We start from the raw sequence: 22036 nt of genomic DNA on the forward strand, positions 1-22036 counted from the left end.
TAGCTCAGCCTATGCTGATTTTTAACATCTTGCAAGATGCAATTGCAATTTTTAATAACCTGGTCGCTGGATAATTTGGCTTATAGAGTGCCTACTAGCCTTTATTTTAGATAAATATAGTCTATAGGAGCAATGTGCGGCAACCAAACAGTGACTAAATTAAAATCAGCATCACCCTGACATCCGTCATAGCCATCAGTTATAATGGCCGCGCATTTTACCTGTTTTATAGTGATAAGTTTACCTTGCCAAGGATTTATGATGAGCGATCAGCACGCACAAAAGCAAGCCGCCGCTAAGGCTGCTCTACGTTATATCGAAGACGATATGATACTTGGTGTGGGGACAGGTAGTACCGTCAACTGTCTGATTGAGTTATTGCCCTCGCTGAAGCTTGCCGGTGCGGTTGCCAGCTCGCAGGTGACAGAAGATAGGCTCAAGGCTTTAGGGATAGAAATAGTTGATTTAAATTTTGCGGGTACGCTGGATGTCTATATTGATGGTGCTGATGAGGTGAATGAACATTTGCAATTGATTAAAGGTGGCGGTGGGGCATTGACCCGTGAAAAAATTGTCGCAGCCGCATCCAACAAGTTTATCTGTATGGTTGATGATAGCAAAATGGTTAAGTTTCTTGGGCGCGAGTTTCCAGTACCCATTGAAGTATTGCCACAAGCGCGCTCTTATGTCGCCCGCCAATTAGCACAAATGGGCGGTGAGCCCGTATATCGAGAGAACTTTGTCACTGATTATGGCAATGTTATTTTAGACACTTATGATTTGGATGTTAGTAATCCACTGGCACTTGAGCAACAGTTAAATAATATCGTAGGCGTAGTCTGCAATGGAGTTTTTGCAGCCAACCAAGCGGATGTTTTGTTAAAGGCGAGTAGTACTGGAGTAGATGTATTGATGCGTTCTTAATGGATTACCTATTGATAATAGTAAGAATGATATTGACTCTAAACGTATCTGCTTGCGAAAAATAACAACAATACTAGCCAGGCCATAAGCGCTATTGAAGGGGCATAATAAAGGCAGGTTACGTCGGTAACCTGCCTTCTTTATTGCCTATGATTTTTAGGTACGCTATTTCTCTACAAGATTACCTTTAGAACGCTTTGTTTCATTAATGTCTTTATTAAGCAGGCAGCTTAATTTTATCCTTTAATAAAAATTCCATTAATGCCTTCTGCGCATGTAGGCGGTTTTCTGCTTCATCCCACACTACTGAGCGTGGATCATCAAGCATATCATGCGAGATTTCTTCGCCGCGATGCGCAGGCAAGCAGTGCATGAAAACCACTTCCGGATCGGCTTTATCTAATAGTGATGGCGTCACTTGATAAGGGGCAAAGCGGCGCGCCCGGGTGCTTTGTTCAGACTCTTGCCCCATACTTGCCCACACGTCTGTGACAATCAAGTTTGAGTCTTTGGCCGCATCTTGGACATTTTCAACCAGGCTGACGCAGTGTGAAAAACGTTTCATAAGCTCAGGGTCAGGCTCAAAGCCATAGGGAGCCGCCACGCGCAGCTCAAAGCCGAATTGATTTGCGGCCTGCATGAATGAAGAGCACATATTATTGCCGTCACCCACCCAGGTCACGATTTTATTCTCGATACTACCGCGGTGCTCATGATAGGTCTGCATATCGGCAAGCAGCTGACAAGGATGGAACTCGTTGGTAAGTGCATTTATAATCGGCACACTGGAATATTCTGCAAAAGTTTCAACAATCTGATGCTCGAAGGTACGAATCATAACGATATCGACCATGCTCGATATCACACGTGCTGAGTCCTCTAATGGCTCACCACGACCGAGCTGAGTGTCTTTTGGCGATAAGAAAATAGCATTACCACCAAATTGGCCCATGCCAGTCTCAAAAGATATGCGCGTACGGGTTGATGACTTCTCAAAGATCATACCTAGCGTACGACCAACAAAGGGCTGATAAATCTCGCCAGCATGTTGCATTTTACGTAGTTCGCTTGCGCGTTTTATAAGGGCTTCTAGTTCTTGTTTGGTTAAATCAGATAAGGTCAAAAAATGGCGCAAACTCATAACAATCCTAGCAGTCAATCACAGTCAATGAAACGTTATCAGCCGTCAATAGCATCGCATTATTAGCTATACTATGGTGACAACAAACTTTTAGTATAGCGTAATTAATGCCAATGTAAACGCCCAATTTCGCCATAATAACTAAGCCTGTAAGAGGAGAGTTAAGCATATTAGCGTATTATACGGATTAATCTTGTATGCGTACTGGACGTGTACTAAGTCGGCACAGTAGCTCATAGCCAATAGTACCGGCATGAGTGGCCACTTCATCAACGTGAGGTGCACCGCCCCACAGCACTACCTCGCTATTTAAAGCAATATCTTTGGGTGCTGCGCTGATATCAATAACAATCATATCCATCGCGACCCGACCACGAACTGGGCATGAGTAGCTTTGGTTGCTGGTCTTATCAATGACACAAACATAAGCATCTTCATTGAGTACCCGTGGGTAACCGTCACCATAGCCTATGCTGACCAGCGCCGTTCTGGTATCTTGTAGCGCAGCCCAGCGACTACCGTAACCAACAGCATCACCAGCTTTGACGGTTTGGAAAGCCATAATTTGTGCACTAAAGACCATTACAGGCTGTAAACCTAAGTCAGCAGCAGATTTATCCGTAAGCGGTGAGCTACCATATAATATAATGCCTGGGCGCACCCAGTCATAATGGTTGTCAGGAAAATTCACTAATCCTGCTGAATTGCATAATGATCCTTTGATGTCTCGGTCAACACCCTCTCGTAGAACATTCAGCATGTCAGAAAAACGCTGTATTTGAATAGCATTCAATGGGTGGTTACAATCATCTGCATTAGCAAAATGAGTAGCAAGAATCAGTTGGTAGCCGGCATCATGCAGACGCTGCGCTGCTTGGACAATGGTTTGCTCATCAAAGCCTAGACGATTCATGCCGGTATTGTATTTGAGCCATACCTGCCGTGTTGGACTATTCGCAGGCGGTACATTTGCTAACGCCCAATCCAACTGCGGATCATGATGAATCACACAACTGAATGATTGCTCAATAGCCTGCTGCCACTCATCAGCACTGAACACCCCTTCGATTAAACCAATCGTTTTATCCCAGCCTAATTGCCGCGCTTCTACTGCTTCACTAAAAGTTGCCAGCCCAATACCATCTGCTTGCTGCAATGCTGGCAAGACCGCTTTAATACCATGACCGTAAGCATTGGCTTTTACCATGGCTAGGACTTTAGCGTGAGGAGCAAGTTTTTTTACTTGGTTGAGGTTATGAGTGAGGGCTTGCGATTTAATGGTAATAGTGCGCATGATCGGCTTCTTTGTTAGCAGGGTTTTCAAGCCACTGAGTAGTCAAAGCTATTGTTATGAATAGCGATTTACGATCAGTAGCGCCGTATTATTAAATGTGTTATCAACTGTATTATCAGTTGTGTTGCTAAAAGGTTTGTTTACTATTAATCACGACTGAGTGCTATTCATCATCAAAGGTAACGCCTTGATAATATTCAGGTGTGAGGTTGGTAAAACGGGTAAATTGTCCCTCAAAAGCTAAGCGTAAAGTACCAATGGGGCCGTTACGTTGTTTACCAATAATAATTTCAGCCACGCCCTTGTGGTCTGAGTTCTCATTATAGACCTCATCGCGATAGATAAACATAATCAAATCGGCATCCTGCTCAATAGCACCAGATTCACGCAAATCTGACATGATAGGGCGTTTATTTGGACGGTTTTCTAGACTACGGTTCAGCTGCGATAGTGCAATGACTGGACATTCAAGCTCACGGGCTAAAGCTTTAAGGCTACGAGAAATCTCAGAAATTTCTCCAACCCGGTTGGTATCAAGACCAGGAACTTTCATTAATTGTAGATAATCAACGATGATAGCGCCTAACTTTCCGTCATGGTTTTTGGCGATACGGCGACAGCGAGAACGCAGCTCGGAAGGAGGAAGTGCCGTACTGTCATCGATATATAGATGCTTTGATTGCAAATGCTGAATGGCATTCATCATCTTGGCCCATTCATCCTCGTTCATTTGTCCTGAGCGCAAATGGGTCTGATTAATCGCCCCCCATGAGGACAATAGGCGCATAACGATTGATTCCGCCGGCATTTCCATAGAAAATACCACTACTGGCAGATCTTCATTGAACAGAATGCCTTCTGCTAAGTTCATAGCAAAGGTGGTCTTACCCATAGACGGACGCGCGGCGACAATCACTAAATCACCGGCTTGTAGACCTTGCGTCTTATTGTTAAGCTCAGTAAATGGGGTTTGCAAACCAATCATGCCATCAGGGTTGGATTTGAGCTCTTGAATCTTGTCGATAACGTTGCTCAATACGGATGTAATGCCAACTGGCCCACGTTGTTCAGCGCGCTTGTTATGCTGCTCATTGATACTAAATATTTTGGCTTCAACATTGTCTAAAATATCACTGACGGTTTGATCTTTAGGATGATAGGCTAGAGTGAGCATCTCATTGCCTGTAGTGATTAACTGGCGTAAGGTGGACAGTTCGCGGACGCGCTGAGCATAAGCGGTTAGGTTAAACAGAGTCGCGGGGCTTTGGCTCAAAATATCCGCCAAATAACTGTCACCACCTGCGTTTTTGAGTAGTTTTTGAGATTCTAACCAGTCATGGACCATTACCGTGTCATAAGGCTCGTTTACTGCCGCCAAGTGAGCGATGGCATCAAAAATATATTGGTGTCGCCCCGCGTAGAAGTCGTCTTTAGTGACGATATCGGCAATCTTTTCATACGCCTCTTCAATACTCATTAAAGAAGCCAGCAAGGCTTTTTCAATATCAATATTGTGTGGCGGTTGCTGATTGAGCAAGTCGTCGGTCTTGTCGGTGTCTGCCATGGGTGCCTAATTATTAAAAGTCGGTATTCGGAAATCGGTATAAAAAATAACAGTCGGGTACCGTTAAAAAAGTGAGTCGTACTTCTATGATAGAAATACCAAAACGCATCTTCACCGCTTGTCAGTAAATGCTACAATCAAAGGCGAAAGTCTACCACATTATTCTCTTTCTTAGGTTTCTAATGGCTAATTTATCTGCATTCACCAGTCGCTTGACTTAACGACTGATCACTTAAATGACCCTGATACCAATAATAAAAAAATACAATAAAATCTTATACTTATAGAATCAACAAGGACACTGACACAATGCAAAAACTACCTCTACTAATTACTACTGGTGAGCCTGCGGGCATTGGCATGGACGTGGTGCTGCTATTAGCACAGCAAGGTAAACTACAGGATTTTGCGCGACCTATCTGGGTCACTGCTGAAGCTGAAGCCATGCAAGCGCGGGCCGATAAATTGGTCGCTGCCGGCGTATTAAAGACCTGTCCCTCTTGGCAAACGGTCACGGCACAAGCGGATGTCGATGACTTTATAACGCAGATTTCACAGCAGGCGGCTGTTGATAATGACGCTAATGACAGCAGGTTTACTTTACTTGATATGCCTTGTGGCGCGCCTGTAGTCGCCGGACACATTGAGATTAACAATGCGTTAATGGTGGCGCGGCAATTAGAAATCGCCCATCAGCTGGCGTCCGGCAACACGGTTGCGGCTATCGTCACTGGACCACTACAAAAATCGGCGCTGATTGATGCTGATATCAAGTTGCTAGATGGCACCATGTTTAGTGGTCATACAGAATTTTTTATGCAGCAAAGTGGCTGTGATAAAGTGGTGATGATGCTGGCCAATCCCACCATGAAAGTGGCCCTGGTAACCACTCATTTAGCGCTTAAAGATGTGCCCGCTGCTATCACTCAAGAGAATGTACGCCAGACCATACAAATTGTGCTCGATGATATGCAGTCAAAGTTTGGTCTCGCAAAACCACGAATTTTAGTTTGTGGTCTAAATCCGCATGCTGGCGAGGGTGGACACCTGGGTGTGGAAGAGAGTGAAATTATCAATCCCGTTTTGCAAGAGTTTATCGCTGCAGGGATAGATATTTCTGAGGCGATGCCAGCTGATACGCTATTTACGCCAAGACATTTGGAGCACTGTGATGTGGTCATTGCGATGTATCATGACCAAGGACTGCCGGTACTTAAGTCACATGGCTTTGGTGATACCGTCAATCTAACGTTAGGATTGCCTTATATTCGGACGTCTGTAGATCATGGTACTGCGCTTGATTTGGCGGGTCGCGGCGGTGCAAGTGCGACGAGCTTATACCAAGCGCTAGTGATGGCAAATGAAATGGCCGACAAGGCGCTGATTGCCAAAGGCTAATACTTAATTGAGCATTAGCTTTATTAACTTAATAAGACCAATCCCTAAGAATATACATTACTAAGAACATAAATTAATAGTAGGACGACAATGTAGCCTAATTATGAGCTGTGGTATAATTTAAAGTCAAAGCACTATCATTTGTTCTGCCATTATTAATGGCCTCTATCATTTCATTTTTATAAATTAAGAACTATTTATGTCTAAACCTTCGTTTGACGCCCAAACCTTATCTGCCAGTTTGCGTACTGCCAAACACCAGCCACGCAAACGCTTCGGTCAAAACTTCTTGCATGACGGTAGTGTGATTCGCCAGATTATCGATAGCATACGTTTGGATCGTGATGACAATCTAATAGAAATTGGTCCTGGTATGGGTGCGTTGACTGAGCCGTTACTGGCTGACGTTGATGCCATGACCGTTGTTGAGCTTGATCGCGACTTAGCAGACAGCTTACGGATTCGGATTGGTGCTAACAGCCATCCAAACTTTACGATTATCAAAGCCAATGCCATGCACGTTGATTATCGTGAGCTATACAGTCCTGAGCGCGGTAAGCTACGTGTGGTGGGCAATCTACCGTACAACATTTCCACCCCGATCCTGTTTCATTTGCTCAGCTACGCTGATGTCATTCAAGACATGCATTTTATGTTGCAAAAGGAAGTGGTCGAGCGTATTACCGCCGATGTTGGTAGCAAGACTTACGGACGTCTATCGGTGATCATGCAGTATCATTGCGATACTGATTATTTATTGACCGTCCCTAGAGGCGCTTTTAATCCGCCGCCCAAAGTAACCAGTGCTTTTTTTCGCCTGACTCCACATATCAACAAGCCAGTAGTAGCAGAAGATGAACAACATTTTGCCCTGGTCGTACGCGACACCTTTAATCATCGTCGCAAAACCCTACGTGCTATTTTTAAGAAATCCACTCTGTTACCCACCTTAAGCGAAGACGATTTTGCCGCTTGCGCTATAGACCCACAAGCGCGTCCAGAGACCTTAAGTGTTAGTGACTTTGTGAATTTAAGCAATCATGCGCGTCATTTACAAGTAGAGGTTTAGAAATAGAGAGCCAGAAATAGAAAGCTATAGTACCTTTGTCACCGATAAAGGTTATTTTGGTCTTTAGTATCAAGTATTAGCAATCGAGGTCCTATGAGTTTTCGCCACCAATATGTCATCGGTGACTTGCAAGGTTGCCATGGCGCGTATCGTCAGTTACTTAACACCTTAAATTTTGACTCGACTCAAGATAAGTTATGGTTTGCCGGTGATTTAGTGGCACGCGGCGAAGACTCACTAAATACCTTGCGCGATGTCAAGGCGTTATGTGAGCAAGGCGCTGCAGCAACTGTTTTGGGCAATCATGATTTGAACTTGCTCGCGGTATGGCGGGGGGCGACTAAGATTAAGAAAAAAGACAGGACGGCCCCAATTTTCGCTGCTGAAGATAGCGAAGAGTTATTACAGTGGTTACGTCACCAGCCGATATTGGCTTACCCCGATACCCATACGGTATTGGTGCATGCGGGTATTCCGCCGCATTGGAGCTTAGAGGATGCGGAAGGTTACGCTCAGCAGCTAGAAACACAGCTGCGAGGCAGTTTACATCATCTTGATCGTGTGCTGCCACATTTATATAGCAAAACGGCTGATAATTGGCACGCTGATATTAATGGCTTTACTAAGATAAGAGCGATTGCTAATTATTTTACTCGTATGCGGCTGTGTAAGCAGGACGGGTCGCTTGAGTTTAGTTTTACCTCAAGTCTGGACCAGCCGATGCCAGTTGATTTTTTACCATGGTTTGCATGGCAAGTACCACGTGCACGTAAGATATTATTTGGACATTGGGCCGCGCTTAAAGGTGAGGTCGATTTACCGCACGCCCGCGCACTTGATGGCGGCTGTGTGTGGGGTAATTACCTGCTGGCCTACCGATTAAGTGATGGTAAAGTGATCACTTCTAGCGCTGATTGCTCTGCGTCATAGTGATGATGAACCAAGGATAATTCTGCTAGAGAGTTAAATTGGCTTAATATTCTTCTTTAATTAAGCCAGTTACAGTTTCCACTCTACACTCAGAGATTAGTTTTACATTTGACTCACTTTAAATAATTTTATTGTACTCGTATTAAGGTTTCTTAAGTATATTCAAAGCACTGTCTTAACTTACAACCAAATTAATGGGGTAGGTTGGGCGGTTTTTTGGGTTTAGGAAGTGGCATCTTGGTATCTCCAGCAGCCTTGCCGTCGGAGCTTTCGTGATCACTATTTTGTCGGCCATCACTGATCGCACCAAGTGTCTTAGTCGTCTTATCATATTGTATATCATCGCTATAGGGGACACTGTTAAGCTCACTATCTATCAAGCCATCGTCGAGATCTATTACTTTTTTAGATAGGATCTGGGCTGTTGTAGTATGAGTGGCCCTTTCTTCATTGTTGTTCAAATTACTGCCAGTGTTATTACTTTTTGGCTGATTGTCATAATATATATCTGTCGTTGCTTGCTTACCCTGGGTATCGGCTTGCATAGATTTAGGGAATATCTTCACATCAGACAAACGTCTGACCACATAATTACTGGGCAGCGGCTTACCACTATTTTGTGCTGCGCTATCGTCAAAAATCATATGACCTTGGCTATCGATGCGCGCGTATTTCATAGGTTTATCGCGTGGCCAGAAAAAGTCTGTGGGATGCGTAATCATATGGCTAAAAATTTGTTTGGTTAAACGACTCCATTCAAAGAATTTGACTTCTTTAGAGCGCAAAGCAACAAATAGTGCCAGTGAGAAACTGACTATTAAATTGACCATACCGATCAGCGCGACCCCAAGGATAGACAGTAAAATCACTTCCCAATTCATCTGTGTGGCCGATAGGTTAAATAGACCATGTGCCAAGTTTGCGGAAGCAAAAGCAATATGTCGAATATCAATTGGCAAGCCAAATAAGAAGCCGATGGTGGCGGTACTGCCTAAAAATACCCCAAAGATAAAATTGCCCATAATAGCGCCGAGATTGGTTTCTATAAAACCACCCAAACGTTGAAGCCATGACTTAGGTAATAAGTACTGTAATAACCAATGCCGGCGAATTCGCGCACCAATATTGTTATAAACGGCCAAATTATCATAATAGCCGGCAATAAGCCCAGACAAAAACAAATAGACCCCAGCAATGGCGGCATGAGGTAGAGCCAATGAGCGAAAAGGATCTAGCTCATGCAACAGATGCCCTGCTTTATCCGCATTAATCATCGGTGTGCCCGTATAGTGCAGCCACGCAAACGAGATAATCAGCGCCACGGGTATCGCCATCATTATATTGCCCATAATAGCGATGAACTGAGTTCGCAAGATATCGACCACTAGCTCTGATAGTTTAGTCAGCTGATGTGATTTTTTTCCAGAGCTATCAGAGATGGTCGAAGCAATAGCGGCAGCGGTCATAGCGGGCTGTTTGGTTGCTACCGTACCATGAACAATATGAATGAAGACAAAGCCTAGACCATAAATCATGCTGTTTACAAAGGCACGAACCATGGGCGCAATCGCCAGCTGATAAGTCACTATTTTAATAGTAGCCATAAAGGCAATGATAAAGCCACCAATCGAGGCTTTTCTAAACATTTTTTGATAGCCTGACTTATCAGTACTAATGTAATGTTCACCGACCCGGCTGGCATTGTCAGTGACTTTACGTGATAACAGCTTGGTATTGTTATCGATTAGATAGCCGATGCTATAGCGTCGATTGGCAGTAATCACTAGTGTTTGAATCAGTTCAATAATTGCTCTATCACGCTTAAGCGCGTCAGCCGCCACCAATTCAGTCAAGACTCGCATGCGCTGTAAGCTTTGATCCAGTCGTAACATCATATTGGTCAGACGAATAGAGATACCGGTTTTATAAATACGCTTACGCACGGTGGCGACGATACCTTCACACTGCTCAAGCATGACCAATAGGGGAGCAGGGTTAACCGCTTGTTCAGGTGTAATGTCGGTCAAGCTATCTAGCTCATGCGCCTGCCGATATTGATTAACGAATAATACGGCTTCCTGATTTTGAGCAACAAAGGACGCTGAGTAGTTCAGTATTTGTGGATAAGCTTCCATCAAATCAGGATGCAGCCCAATACCACTAATACGATAGGACAGAATAACGATAGCGTTCAATATACTGTTCTTGGTGGTAGCGACCAAGTCTAAGTGCTCTTCTTTAACCTTAAATAACTCAACTAGGGTGTCCCATTTGTCTTTGTCAATATTGGCGAGCCACTGCTCATCTTGTTTTTTATTGAACAAATAACCAACCAACTCAACGACTGAATCATCTTGCGGTAATAACGGTAAAAAACGGTGGCCGACTAAGCGGCGTAGGCTACTGAAAAATCCTTCATCTGACATGATACCTGTATCGGTATACAGGGCAATTTGGCGGTACTCAATAATAAGCTTTAAGACAAAGCTTGCAAGCCCATCTCCATATTCTGGATGCTGACGCAAAATATCGATGAGGACCTGGATCTTCTCGTTGGCAAGCGCTGGTTCTTTTTCAGATACTCGCAATTCATCGATCAAGCGTTTGAGCACCGAAGGATCGGGCACTTCACTCAAGGCAGTAATCTGCTGTAAAATGTATTTTATTCCTGACACCTTGTACCCTTTGTTGTTATTTAAATAGTGATCAGCGGTATTTACAATTAAGTAACCTAATATTAAATATTCACAGCAGTAAGGTTATTTGCAGATAGAGTAACGGGTTAATAAGCGTTCAGTTTCTAAATTTTGTATAAGGAACAGACACTCTTTTCTGACTCATTTTAATCTGAAAGGGCTACAGATAGGCAATTTATTTTGTTAGTAATTAATTTCAGACAAATAAAGAAAACAGTAACGAAATAACGTTTTTTGATCAAATGTGATGGTGTCACTTAACTAGCTACTAAAACTTAAGTGATGAACCCCTAACGAAAGTAGACTTAATAACCGACACCCAAATTAAGTGAGTAATCAATGACGTTTTTCAGACTACTGTTTTGCGGATGGCTATAAAGGAAGGATAGAATTTTGAGAACTGTTATAAACCAGCAAACAGCAGATGATAGGAATTTTCAGTGTCCATAAAACTTATGCCTATAAAAAAGCATCATTTATGCCTCAGTACTGCACAAGGGGGGGGGTATAGAACAGTACGCGTACAGGCAAAATGAGTAGGCAGGTTATGCCAACAATAGGTTATACCAATGGCAGACAGCTTGGAGACAGACAGCTTGGAGACAGATGTTGCGAGGCAGTCATCAAATAATACGACCCATTCTCAAAAGTGTCACCACTATTATTAAGATTGAGCACATCGTCACCAAAGTCCATATGGTTTTAGCACGGTCACTAAACATTTTATTACTACTAAATATTCATTTATATGAATATACACTATAAGTGAGTCACTTTCCTATAAATTAATTCTATGAACCAAACAATCAATTGCACGGCTATAAAAAAAGGACAGTCATAAGACTGTCCTTTTTATTCAACCGCTTAATCAATCATTATGCATGATTAAGCTGAGGCATTAAAATAATCAAGATCAAAGTTCATCATTGGATCACTGCCAGACCTGACCATCTGAGCATGGGCATCAATACGTGGCAAGATGCGACCAACGAAGTAATCAGCGAGCTTGGCTTTATTGGTATAAAATTCACCTTCTTTACCGTCAGCAGCTTCTACCATCATGGCAAACATGTATGAGTAGCATAGATAGCCGAACGCATGCATGTAGTCAACTGCACAGCCATTTATTTCGCTCTTACGTGTGCTGATATTGGCAAGGACGGTATTGGTCAACTCTTCTATGGTATCAGCAGCCTCTAACGTTGCTTGCTTGACACCATGATCGGCTTGCATCGTATTCACAAAATCACGAACTTCAGCTAAGAAGTTGGTAACATATTTACCCTCGTTACGAGCGACTTTACGGCCAAGCAGATCAAGCGCTTGAATACCATTGGCCCCTTCGTAGATCTGAGCGATACGGGTATCACGAACGATTTGTTCCATGCCCCATTCGCGCACATAACCATGACCACCAAATACTTGTTGACAATCGATGGTAGCTTCTAGAGCTTTATCGGTTAAGAAGGCTTTAGCAATAGGTGTTAGTAACGCAACACGAGCAGAGGCAATTTGAGCTGCTTCAGGGTCGGTACTGAACTTTTCAGCATCAAGTTGTTTGGCGACGTACATGGCAAAACAGCGTGATGCTTCAGAATTGGCTTTAGCGTTCAACAGCATGCGGCGTACATCGGCATGATGAATGATGGCATCAGCTGGTTTTTCAGGGCTTTGAATTTGGGTGTCGCTACGACCTTGACCACGATCAAGCGCATAAAGTGCTGCATTTTGATAGGCAAGTTCAGAGCCACCAAGTCCTTGTAAGCCCATAGTAACGCGCTCATAGTTCATCATAATAAACATTGATGAAAGCCCCGTATTTTCAGGACCAACCAACCAACCTTTAGCATCATCAAAGTTCATCACACAAGTGGCTGAGGCTTTGATACCCATTTTGTGTTCAATAGAGCCTGCTGCCAGTGTATTGCGTTCGCCCAAGCTACCATCTTCATTAACTATGAATTTTGGTACCACAAATAATGAGATACCTTTAGAACCCGCTGGCGCGTCTGGCGTTTTTGCTAACACCAAATGAATAATATTTTCAGTTAAGTCATGCTCACCACCGGTAATAAAGATTTTGGTACCTGAAATGTTGAAGCTACCGTCGTCGTTGGGCACTGCTTTGGTTTTGATGATACCCAAGTCAGTACCAGCATGCGGCTCAGTTAAGCACATGGTACCTGACCATTCACCTGAGTACATTTTTTCTAAATACAGTTTTTTCTGCTCTTCTGAGGCCGCAGCATTCATACACAATGTCGCGCCAACAGTGAGGTTGGGATATAGCGCAAACGACTGGTTGGTGGTAAAGATCATTTCTTCAGTCAACATAGTGACCATTTTTGGGAAACCTTGGCCGCCGTACTCAGGGTTGCCACCCAGACCAACCCAACCTGAATCCGCATATTGCTTATAGGCCTCTTTAAAGCCTTCAGGAGTGGTAACGACACCGTCACCATGGAAGGTTGCGCCTTCTTCGTCACCACTACGATTAATAGGTAGTAGCACGTTTTTGGATAATTTTGCCATTTCTTCTAAAATCATATCGACAGTTTCCATGTCAACATGAGACAAATTATCATTATTTTGCCAAAACTCATGAGCTTTAAAAACGTCAGTTAAGATAAAACGCATGTCATTAAGAGGGGCATTATAGACAGACATAAATATTCCTTATTGTTCAATATGAATAGAAGTAAAGCAGTTTATTTATTGGTAGTTAGAATCAAAGGATATTGAGACGCTAACGAATAGGGGTATTAATAATATTGGTCATCTATTGATGACGAGTTATCCGTTAATAAGGTCACAGTAAATAGATGAAAAATATAAAATATGCGAGTTATGGCAATAAACTTATTGCTGTAAAACGATTAAGTGATTTATAAAGTTTAGCAAATTAAGGGCTTAAACTGTGTATATCTTCGTGAATTACGCGTGCACCGAAAGTCATTCTGTGCTCTTGTAGTATTTAAATATAACTTAAGTGACCCGCTGGAAAGGCAATCCTAGCTAATTAACCATGGTTAATCGAAGTCATATATAGTCAATGAAAAGTAATATCGATACATAACCTACTGCTGGCATACGTTTTTCTTGCTTGCTGTGCCTACGCAGACAGAGGCTGCAAAAATCTTATATCCGCAGTACCGTCGCGTTTTTAAGGTATTTTAACTATAAGTCAACTCACTTTAAAAGACCAATAGTTTTAGAGCTTAGAGCTCGCTACCAAAACAAAATAGGCAACACACCTTAGTATGTTGCCTATAGGAAGATATTGAATCATGACCATTATAATTAAAAGCAGTTTTTGACCACTTTATAGCTAAAATACACGCTAATAACAATGTACGCTTAATAACAATGTACGCTTAATAACAATGTACGCTAATAACTAAGGCCTCAGCTCAAATATGACGCTTAATTAAAATGCAAATTGGTCAGTGCTCATACTCATGTAGGGTTCGACACCAGTATCGATGCGCTTGACATAAGTACTAGTACGCGGTAGCAATTTTGCAAAGTAGAACTGCGCGGTTTTGATTTTGGCATCATAGAATGCCTGCTCGCCGGTACCGTCAGCAATAGCTGTTTGTGCCACTAATGCCATCCGTGCCCACAAGAAAGCCAAGGTCACATAACCGCTAAAGTACATGTAATCAACTGCAGCGCCACCTACTGCCTCAGGATTGTCGTTTGCTTGCATACCAATACGGGCAGTTAGATCGCCCCATTCTTTGATATGTCTCATAAGAGGACGAGTAAATTGGCCCATGTCGTCATTGTCTTTATTGTCTTCACAGAACTGCTGAATGACATTGGTAAAGTTAGTAAGCAGTTTGCCTTGTGACCCCAATACTTTACGTCCGATTAAGTCGAGCGATTGAATTTGAGTCGTCCCTTCATAGATACAAGCAATAGTGGTATCACGGACATTTTGCTCTAAGCCATACTCAGTACAAAACCCACTACCACCCAACGCTTGAACACCATGTCTGGCAGACTCAAGTCCCGTTTCGGTCAAGAAGGCCTTGCCAATAGGGGTAAGCAGTGACAGCATTTGATCCGCGTCTTTGCGAGCATCGCCTTCACCCTTGGCAACGGTATCAGCAAACTGAGACATATAACCAATCAATGCACGACCGCCTTCTGCGAATGCTTTAGTGGTCAACAGCATATCACGGACTGCAGGGTGTACGATGATCGGGTCAGCTGGCTTTTCAGGAAACTTAGCACCGTCTAGAGAACGAAATGCTAAGCGTTCTTTAGTAAAAGACAAGGCCCCTTGAAAAGCGTACTGAGATGCTGTGACCCCTTGAATAGCGGTACCGATTCGTGCCACATTCATAAAGGTGAACATGCAATTTAGACCACGGTTCTCTTCGCCGACTAAATAACCAGCTGACCCATCATAGTTGATGACGCAAGTGGCTGAGGCCTTGATGCCCATTTTGTGCTCAATAGAGCCGCAAGAGACAGCATTGTGTTCGGCTAAACTGCCGTCATCATTAACCCTGAACTTCGGCACAACAAATAAAGACAAGCCTCTAGTACCGGCTGGTGCATCTGGTAGGCGCGCCAGAACAATATGGATAATATTGTCAGACATATCGTGCTCGCCTGCAGAAATCCAGATTTTACCGCCTGTAATTTTGTAGCTACCGTCACCATTAGGTTCAGCTTTGGTACGTACCAAATTGAGATCAGAGCCGCACTGTGGCTCAGTCAAGCACATTACGCCTGTCCACTCACCTGAGACCAATTTAGGCAAATACTTTTGTTTTTGCTCGGCAGTACCATGATGCTCAATAGTAGAAACGCAGCCTTCTGAAAGCCCTGGATACATACCAAATGACCAGTTAGCGGTACCCACAAATTCAGAGATAGCTGAGTTCAAGGACATTGGCATGGCTTGGCCACCGAATTCTTCTTCGGCCGTCAAAGACGTGAATCCAAGCTCACAGTATTGCTTATAAGCTTCTTTAAAACCTTTAGGTGTGGTTACTTTACCATTATCAAAATGACAGCCTTCCGCATCCCCGCTCTGATTTAGTGGCGACAGCTCGTTTTCAGCGAAGTTGGCGGCAACCTCTAGATAGCTGTCTACAATGTCTGCTTCAATATGAGAAAAAGCATCAAGCGTTTGGTAATGTGCGGTACTGTTTAAAAGCTCATGCATGACAAATTTCATATCACGTAGGGGTGCTTTATACTGCATAATTTCCTATCCTTTTTTTGGAATATGACCAACAGCGGGTTAATGACTGCCACTATTATTTAGCGCTTGGTTCATGTTTGCTGATGTCTAACTTGTCTGAATTAATAGTTTTTAATTAACAATAGACAATGACGCAGACCATATAAAATGATGTTTAAAAGAGTTAAAAGAATGATGACGGCTAAAGTCTATTCAATATTCAGCATTTCTGATAATTTCACTGTAAAAGATAGGCGTTTGCAGGCGATTATACAAGTTTGCTGGTGAAACTGATAAGTCATGAACCTATCTTGCATCCTATACACAATCAACGTGGGAGACAAAGCGCTATGAGCACTAACTGGGTAAGAGATTTGTTCATATGTATTTTTATTCACTACAAATGACGACTATTAGCGATAGGATGAACAGTCAATACGCCTGAATAAAGTACAGTTTAATACCGTTTTATTTGGATGCATGCTGACGAGTCAACATTTCGGTGGCATCTTCTGCGTTAACGGGTCTACCAAACCAATAACCTTGACCGTATGCACAGCCCATTTGTAACAATAAGTCACGTTGCTGCTCAGTTTCGATACCTTCAGCAACAACTTCCATATCAAGTGCATCTGCCAAATCCAAAATAGCTTTTACAATCGCGTATTGGGTACGATCAGTGGCAATTTTGGAGATAAAACTTCTATCAATCTTAATAAAATCAAAGGGGTATTCTTGTAAGTAGCTGAGTGAGGCATAACCGGTACCAAAGTCATCAAGGGCTAGGCGGATGCCCATTTCTTTGAGCATGGTGAGTTGGTGTTTCACATTGGCATGGCGCCGCATCAATGACGATTCGGTCACCTCAACGTGTAACTGTTGCGGGCGGATATTATGTTCTTTAAACAAGTTACTGACCACATCAAAAAATTCAGGATAGTTAAATTCGGTTGCTTCAGCATTGATACAAATATGCTGAGTAAACCCCAATGCCTGCCAAATAGACAACTGTTGAGCAATTTTTACTACCATTTGATAAAACAATCTAAATGACAGTTTGTATTCAATGATCGCTTCAATAAAATCCATCGGCTTCAGTAGACCGCGAGTAGGGTGCTACCAGCGAACTAACGCCTCAAAACCAGTAATAGTGCCAGTATCTAAGGCAACTTTTGGCTGGTAATAGGGCACAAGCTGACAGTCATCCATAGCAGATCTGAGCTCAGCTTCTAATGGTAAGCTATCAGCAGTTGCTTTGTTGATAGCCTCGCTATACCAACAGACATCATCACCACCTTGTTGCTTGACACAAAGTCTGCGATAAGCGATATGACATTCAAGTATCTGCCCATAACGGGTAGCCAGCGAAAAATTATTTTCGTAAAAGCCGTCACTGTCTAAGCGATTAGAGATGTCTTTTAATATGGCCTGTTCTTCTTCTGATAAGGATTCAGCAGAATAGATACCAAGTGGTCGCCCAATCAAAAACTCTTAATTGTAACCAACCATAATTTCGTAGGTGGCATTGACTGATAAGTAGCGAAGGTTGGCATCTAATATGAATATGGAATCTTCCAGGCGTTCGCATAATTGAGTCAGTAGTTGCTGCTTAATTAAGGTTGAGATGGGTTCAAAATTATTCATAATACTGGCTCACAAAATATACTGGCGCATAAAAATAAACCTCACTGTTCGACATCAGTATACTTATATTGAACGGGGCTACTGATATTGAACAGGGCTACTATAAGTTATACAATAAATAGCTAACAAAAGTTTATCATTATTTTAAAATTTAATCATCAATAACTATCAAGACTTCTATCTTATTATCAACGACTCAGGGCGTGCAATGTTGCCAAGGCGACAATTGGAGCCGTCTCAGTACGCAGCACTCGTGCGCCAATTTGCCAAGGCGCAAAACCACTATGCTCAGCCTGATCGCACTCTTCATTACTGAGTCCACCTTCAGGACCAATTAACAGTTCGATATAAGGCAGCTTTTGAGTCAAGACGGTCAGTAACGCCTCTGGCCTCAAAGGCTGATCTGCTGCTGGCACGCTCATCATTACACGCAAATCTGTTCGAGTATTAAGGATCTGATAATAAGGATCCTGCCTAAGGGCTGCTACGATAGGACTTACAAAAATGTCACGACTAGCCTTGTTCGCTGAGCCACTCGTCTGTGAGTTATCGATATTTGAAAAATCATTATCTAAACTATCATTACTTAAACTATCACTATCTAAACCACCGTTACCTAAACTATCGTTATTTAAGCTCTGTAGCCACTGACGAATAGGCTGAGGCGCAAAAATAATTGGTGGACGGTTTAACCCACATTGTTCACAAGCAGCAATAGCAATTTGCTGCCAGTGAAGTAGCTTTTTGTCGACCTGTGCAGGTTTTAAAGAGACCTCACCATGATGGCTACTGAGCAACTGAATGGCAGTGACGCCAAGCTCAGTGGCTTTTTGGATAGCATAATCCATACGTTCACCACGACTCATGACTAAGCCTATTTTACTAATGATAGGCGCAGTACGGTCATCGCTTACGTGTGCGAGTAAGGTGGCGGTAGCATGCTTTTTACTGACGGTTTGTAACTGTACTTGATATTCACCACCAAAGCCGTCGAATAACAGGCCTTGATCACCGATATTCGCTCGTAGCACACGACACCAATGATGAACGATAGTGTCTGGTAAGTCGACCTCACTACCTAGGGCTAACGAGTCTAGTCGAGGGTGGTAAGAGGATTCAACGTTGCTTTTATTAAAAGCGTTACGATCACTATGTTCGTTATCATTACTACTGATGGCATAAAAAAAACGTCGCACGATATTTTATCCCTATGGTTTAATTAAGAACGTTTATTAGTAGCCTAATAGAATATCATTTGGCCAAACTAAAGGTGTTTTTAATCCTAAATTCGTATAAAAAAGTAAGTCGCTGATGTTGGTAAGCGCCTTATAAAAGGCGGTAACGGGTATTAAAGGGCATTGTATAGTTAAAATACCTTAAAAACGCTACGGTACTGCTGGTATAAGCTTTTTGCAGCCGCTAGTCGGCTAATAAAATCTTAGCAATAAAAAACTGGTGCTCCTAAGAGCACCAGTGGGTTGAACAATAATGATAAAAGAGGCGTAGCGCAATAAACGATTAACAGCTTTAACCTGCTAGCCCTAAAGCTTCAATTAGGCGTTTGTTGGGCTCAACCTTATTCATGCTATAAAAATGCATTGCGGGTACACCCTCAGCAATCAGGCGTTCGCATAGACGGTAGACCACCTCAAAACCAAACTCACGAATGGCTTTGCGATCATCGCCAAAGTCAGCAAGCTGTTTACGCACATAACGTGGAATATCAGCACCGCAGCTATCAGCAAAGCGTACCAAGTTACTAGAATTAGTAATCGGCATAATACCGGCCACTAATGGCTGTGCGTTGGTATCGATCCCACGGCCTTCTAACGCATCACGCAAATACAAATAGCTGTCAGCATTATAGAAGAATTGGGTAATCGCTGCATTCGCGCCCGCTTGGTATTTGTTCACCAAGTTATCAATATCGAATAAAAAGCTGCGTGCTTGGGGGTGCATCTCAGGGTAAGCCGCAACTTCGATATGGAAATGATCGCCTGAATGCTCACGGATAAATTTGACTAAATCCAGCGCAAATGGCAACTGACCCATACCAACTTGTCCTGACGGCAAGTCGCCACGCAGTGCCACTAAGCGATTGATGCCTAAACTCTTATATAGCGTCAACAGCTCAGAAATTTCGTCTTTATCGTCACCAATACAGGAGATATGCGGAGCGACTGGAGTGTCGCTACGCTCACATAAGGCGTTGACGATATCTAAAGTGCGGGTACGCGTTGAGCCGCCTGCACCATAAGTTACCGAAAAGTAAGTAGGCGACAGTTTGTTCAGCTCATCAAAAGTACTGAGCAGCTTCTCATGTCCCTGCTCAGACTTGGCAGGGAAAAACTCAAAAGAGAAAGCAGGCTTACTCACAGTCGCGCTCCTTATCTTTAATATAAGTACTAATATAAATACTCATATTAATATTTATAAGCATCAGGTTTGAACGGACCTTCGATAGGAACGCCTAAGTACTCTGCTTGTTTTGAGGTCAGCTTGGTTAACGTACCATTGAAACCCGCGACCATAGCGGCTGCGACTTCTTCGTCGAGCTTTTTCGGTAACACTCTGACGTACAAATTGTCAGTACGCTGATCAACGGGCAGTTCAGCAAACTTCTCTTCAAACAGATACATTTGCGCCAATACTTGGTTAGCAAATGAGCCGTCCATCACGCGTGATGGGTGACCAGTTGCATTACCTAGGTTCACCAAACGACCTTCAGCCAACAGAATCAGGTAATCGTTCACGTCGTCTGAGCGGAAGATTTGATGGACCTGTGGTTTAACTTCAGACCAGCGCCAGTTTTCACGCATAAATTGCGTATCGATTTCGGTATCAAAGTGACCGATGTTACAAACTACTGCACCAGGCTTTAACGCCGCTAGCATGTGTTTGTCACAAACGTGATAGTTACCAGTAGTGGTGACAATCATGTCCGTATCTTCTAGCAGGCGGGTGTTTATGTTTTCTGCGCCGCCAGTGTTGTCGCCGTCAATATACGGTGATAATACTTCATAACCGTCCATACAGGCCTGCATGGCACAGATAGGATCAACTTCTGAAATCCGAACAATCATACCTTCTTGACGTAAGCTTTGTGCTGAGCCCTTGCCCACATCACCATAACCGATAACCAAAGCGCGACGACCAGCAAGGAACATATCCGTACCGCGTTTAATCGCGTCATTTAAGCTATGACGGCAACCATACTTATTATCGTTTTTAGACTTAGTGACGGCATCATTGACGTTGATAGCAGGAATTTTTAGCGTGCCTTTATCCAACATTTCGAGTAAGCGATGTACACCAGTGGTCGTCTCTTCTGAGATACCATGCATGTTATCTAGAAGCTCAGCATAATCATCATGGATAAGTGCGGTCAAATCACCGCCATCATCTAGAATTAAGTTAGCATCCCAAAGTTGGCCTGTTTCTTCGCCACCAACGTGTACTTGCTGGCGTAAGCACCATTCGTACTCTGCGTCAGTTTCGCCTTTCCAAGCAAATACTGGAATACCGGCAGCAGCAATTGCAGCAGCAGCGTGGTCTTGGGTTGAGAAGATGTTACATGAGGTCCAGCGTACTTCAGCACCGAGTGCAATTAAGGTCTCGATAAGCACGGCAGTTTGGATGGTCATGTGGATACAGCCGACAATCTTCGCGCCTTTAAGCGGTTGATCCGCTTCGTAGCGACGACGCAAACCCATAAGGGCAGGCATTTCGGCTTCAGCAAGAGTAATTTCACGGCGGCCGTAATCAGCAAGGCTAATGTCAGCGACTTTATAGTCTGTGAAAGCGGGATTGATCGTATGGGCAGATGGGGAAGTAGACACTGCGTCCATAATATGCTCCTATCAGTGGTTAACGTATGATAAAAAGAATAAAAACGCAGGTGCCGTTGTTCACGCTATTTAATACTTAAACTTTTAGTATTAAACAGTTTACCGAGCCTAATATAACGTATAAATCAGTGTGGCTTAGGTTTAAAACTAAACACTAGTATTTATGGTTATGGCGCAACACCTCTCGGAGGTCATTATTGTAATTCATGGCGGTTAATTTGTCACCTATTGGCTGCAGGAAAATCTAGGCGTTGATGTTGCGCTTTCCTAACTTTTATACTTGACAGCCCATTTATAGTCACAAAAAATAGTGATAAAAAAGGCCACC

The 22036-nt window shown here is 43.1% G+C and carries 15 protein-coding genes and 1 pseudogene; 4 read left to right on the top strand and 12 right to left on the bottom strand.

Annotated features, from left to right (window positions below; translation table 11 throughout):
• Positions 1-261 precede the first annotated feature (261 nt).
• Positions 262-924, top strand: coding sequence for a ribose-5-phosphate isomerase RpiA (rpiA, locus tag H4W00_RS08400; RefSeq protein WP_209957183.1), 663 nt, complete (start codon positions 262-264; stop codon positions 922-924).
• A 217-nt stretch (positions 925-1141) separates the two neighbouring features.
• Here rpiA and argF read toward each other — a convergent pair whose 3' ends face one another.
• From argF to dnaB, 3 genes are all read right to left on the bottom strand, one after another.
• Positions 1142-2065 (bottom strand): ornithine carbamoyltransferase, encoded by a 924-nt coding sequence (argF, locus tag H4W00_RS08405; protein ID WP_209957186.1) that lies wholly within the window; start codon positions 2063-2065, stop codon positions 1142-1144.
• Positions 2066-2252: 187 nt separating this feature from the next.
• Complete coding sequence (alr, locus tag H4W00_RS08410; RefSeq protein WP_209957188.1) at positions 2253-3359, bottom strand: alanine racemase; 1107 nt, start codon at positions 3357-3359, stop codon at positions 2253-2255.
• Between the two features lie 163 nt (positions 3360-3522).
• Positions 3523-4923 (bottom strand): replicative DNA helicase, encoded by a 1401-nt coding sequence (gene dnaB, locus H4W00_RS08415; RefSeq protein ID WP_209957190.1) that lies wholly within the window; start codon positions 4921-4923, stop codon positions 3523-3525.
• 309 nt (positions 4924-5232) lie between these two features.
• On the opposite strand from dnaB, the gene pdxA reads away from it, so the two are divergent.
• The 3 genes from pdxA to H4W00_RS08430 all read left to right on the top strand — a co-directional run bounded on the left by pdxA (position 5233) and on the right by H4W00_RS08430 (position 8320).
• Positions 5233-6321 (top strand): 4-hydroxythreonine-4-phosphate dehydrogenase PdxA, encoded by a 1089-nt coding sequence (gene pdxA / locus H4W00_RS08420; RefSeq protein ID WP_209957193.1) that lies wholly within the window; start codon positions 5233-5235, stop codon positions 6319-6321.
• Positions 6322-6520: 199 nt separating this feature from the next.
• Positions 6521-7390: a 16S rRNA (adenine(1518)-N(6)/adenine(1519)-N(6))-dimethyltransferase RsmA gene (gene rsmA, locus H4W00_RS08425; protein WP_209957195.1), complete on the top strand. Its 870-nt coding sequence runs from the start codon at positions 6521-6523 to the stop codon at positions 7388-7390.
• A 93-nt stretch (positions 7391-7483) separates the two neighbouring features.
• On the top strand, positions 7484-8320 hold the full coding sequence (locus H4W00_RS08430) for a symmetrical bis(5'-nucleosyl)-tetraphosphatase (RefSeq protein WP_209957198.1): 837 nt from the start codon (positions 7484-7486) through the stop codon (positions 8318-8320).
• Positions 8321-8511: 191 nt separating this feature from the next.
• Here the strand turns inward: H4W00_RS08430 and H4W00_RS08435 are convergent, their stop codons facing one another.
• The 9 genes and pseudogenes from H4W00_RS08435 to ahcY form a co-directional block, all read right to left on the bottom strand.
• Complete coding sequence (locus H4W00_RS08435; protein ID WP_209957200.1) at positions 8512-10995, bottom strand: site-specific recombinase; 2484 nt, start codon at positions 10993-10995, stop codon at positions 8512-8514.
• A 906-nt stretch (positions 10996-11901) separates the two neighbouring features.
• The gene (locus H4W00_RS08440; protein WP_209957202.1) at positions 11902-13683 is read right to left on the bottom strand and encodes an acyl-CoA dehydrogenase C-terminal domain-containing protein; all 1782 of its coding nucleotides are present in this window, start codon (positions 13681-13683) and stop codon (positions 11902-11904) included.
• Positions 13684-14443: 760 nt separating this feature from the next.
• Positions 14444-16240 (bottom strand): acyl-CoA dehydrogenase C-terminal domain-containing protein, encoded by a 1797-nt coding sequence (locus H4W00_RS08445; protein WP_209959094.1) that lies wholly within the window; start codon positions 16238-16240, stop codon positions 14444-14446.
• 444 nt (positions 16241-16684) lie between these two features.
• A pseudogene (locus tag H4W00_RS12625) lies at positions 16685-17320 on the bottom strand (EAL domain-containing protein); the annotation flags it as partial.
• 12 nt (positions 17321-17332) lie between these two features.
• On the bottom strand, positions 17333-17701 hold the full coding sequence (locus H4W00_RS12630) for a hypothetical protein (RefSeq protein ID WP_334684927.1): 369 nt from the start codon (positions 17699-17701) through the stop codon (positions 17333-17335).
• Between the two features lie 6 nt (positions 17702-17707).
• Positions 17708-17860, bottom strand: coding sequence for a hypothetical protein (locus H4W00_RS12635; protein WP_334684928.1), 153 nt, complete (start codon positions 17858-17860; stop codon positions 17708-17710).
• 188 nt (positions 17861-18048) lie between these two features.
• On the bottom strand, positions 18049-19056 hold the full coding sequence (locus H4W00_RS08455) for a 16S rRNA (uracil(1498)-N(3))-methyltransferase (protein ID WP_209957204.1): 1008 nt from the start codon (positions 19054-19056) through the stop codon (positions 18049-18051).
• Positions 19057-19387: 331 nt separating this feature from the next.
• Positions 19388-20236: a methylenetetrahydrofolate reductase gene (locus H4W00_RS08460; protein WP_209957206.1), complete on the bottom strand. Its 849-nt coding sequence runs from the start codon at positions 20234-20236 to the stop codon at positions 19388-19390.
• A 47-nt stretch (positions 20237-20283) separates the two neighbouring features.
• Positions 20284-21708, bottom strand: a complete 1425-nt coding sequence (gene ahcY, locus H4W00_RS08465; protein WP_209957208.1) for an adenosylhomocysteinase — start codon at positions 21706-21708, stop codon at positions 20284-20286.
• Positions 21709-22036: the final 328 nt, after the last annotated feature.

Source organism: Psychrobacter sp. PL19, assembly GCF_017875835.1.
Lineage (GTDB): Bacteria > Pseudomonadota > Gammaproteobacteria > Pseudomonadales > Moraxellaceae > Psychrobacter.

Coding starts and splice junctions, on each gene's coding strand:
- H4W00_RS08430 (WP_209957198.1), top strand. CDS start 7,484: ATGAGTTTTCGCCACCAATATGTCATCGGTGACTTGCAAGGTTGCCAT.
- alr (WP_209957188.1), bottom strand. CDS start 3,359: ATGCGCACTATTACCATTAAATCGCAAGCCCTCACTCATAACCTCAAC.
- pdxA (WP_209957193.1), top strand. CDS start 5,233: ATGCAAAAACTACCTCTACTAATTACTACTGGTGAGCCTGCGGGCATT.
- H4W00_RS12635 (WP_334684928.1), bottom strand. CDS start 17,860: ATGAATAATTTTGAACCCATCTCAACCTTAATTAAGCAGCAACTACTG.
- ahcY (WP_209957208.1), bottom strand. CDS start 21,708: ATGGACGCAGTGTCTACTTCCCCATCTGCCCATACGATCAATCCCGCT.
- argF (WP_209957186.1), bottom strand. CDS start 2,065: ATGAGTTTGCGCCATTTTTTGACCTTATCTGATTTAACCAAACAAGAA.
- rsmA (WP_209957195.1), top strand. CDS start 6,521: ATGTCTAAACCTTCGTTTGACGCCCAAACCTTATCTGCCAGTTTGCGT.
- H4W00_RS08440 (WP_209957202.1), bottom strand. CDS start 13,683: ATGTCTGTCTATAATGCCCCTCTTAATGACATGCGTTTTATCTTAACT.
- rpiA (WP_209957183.1), top strand. CDS start 262: ATGAGCGATCAGCACGCACAAAAGCAAGCCGCCGCTAAGGCTGCTCTA.
- dnaB (WP_209957190.1), bottom strand. CDS start 4,923: ATGGCAGACACCGACAAGACCGACGACTTGCTCAATCAGCAACCGCCA.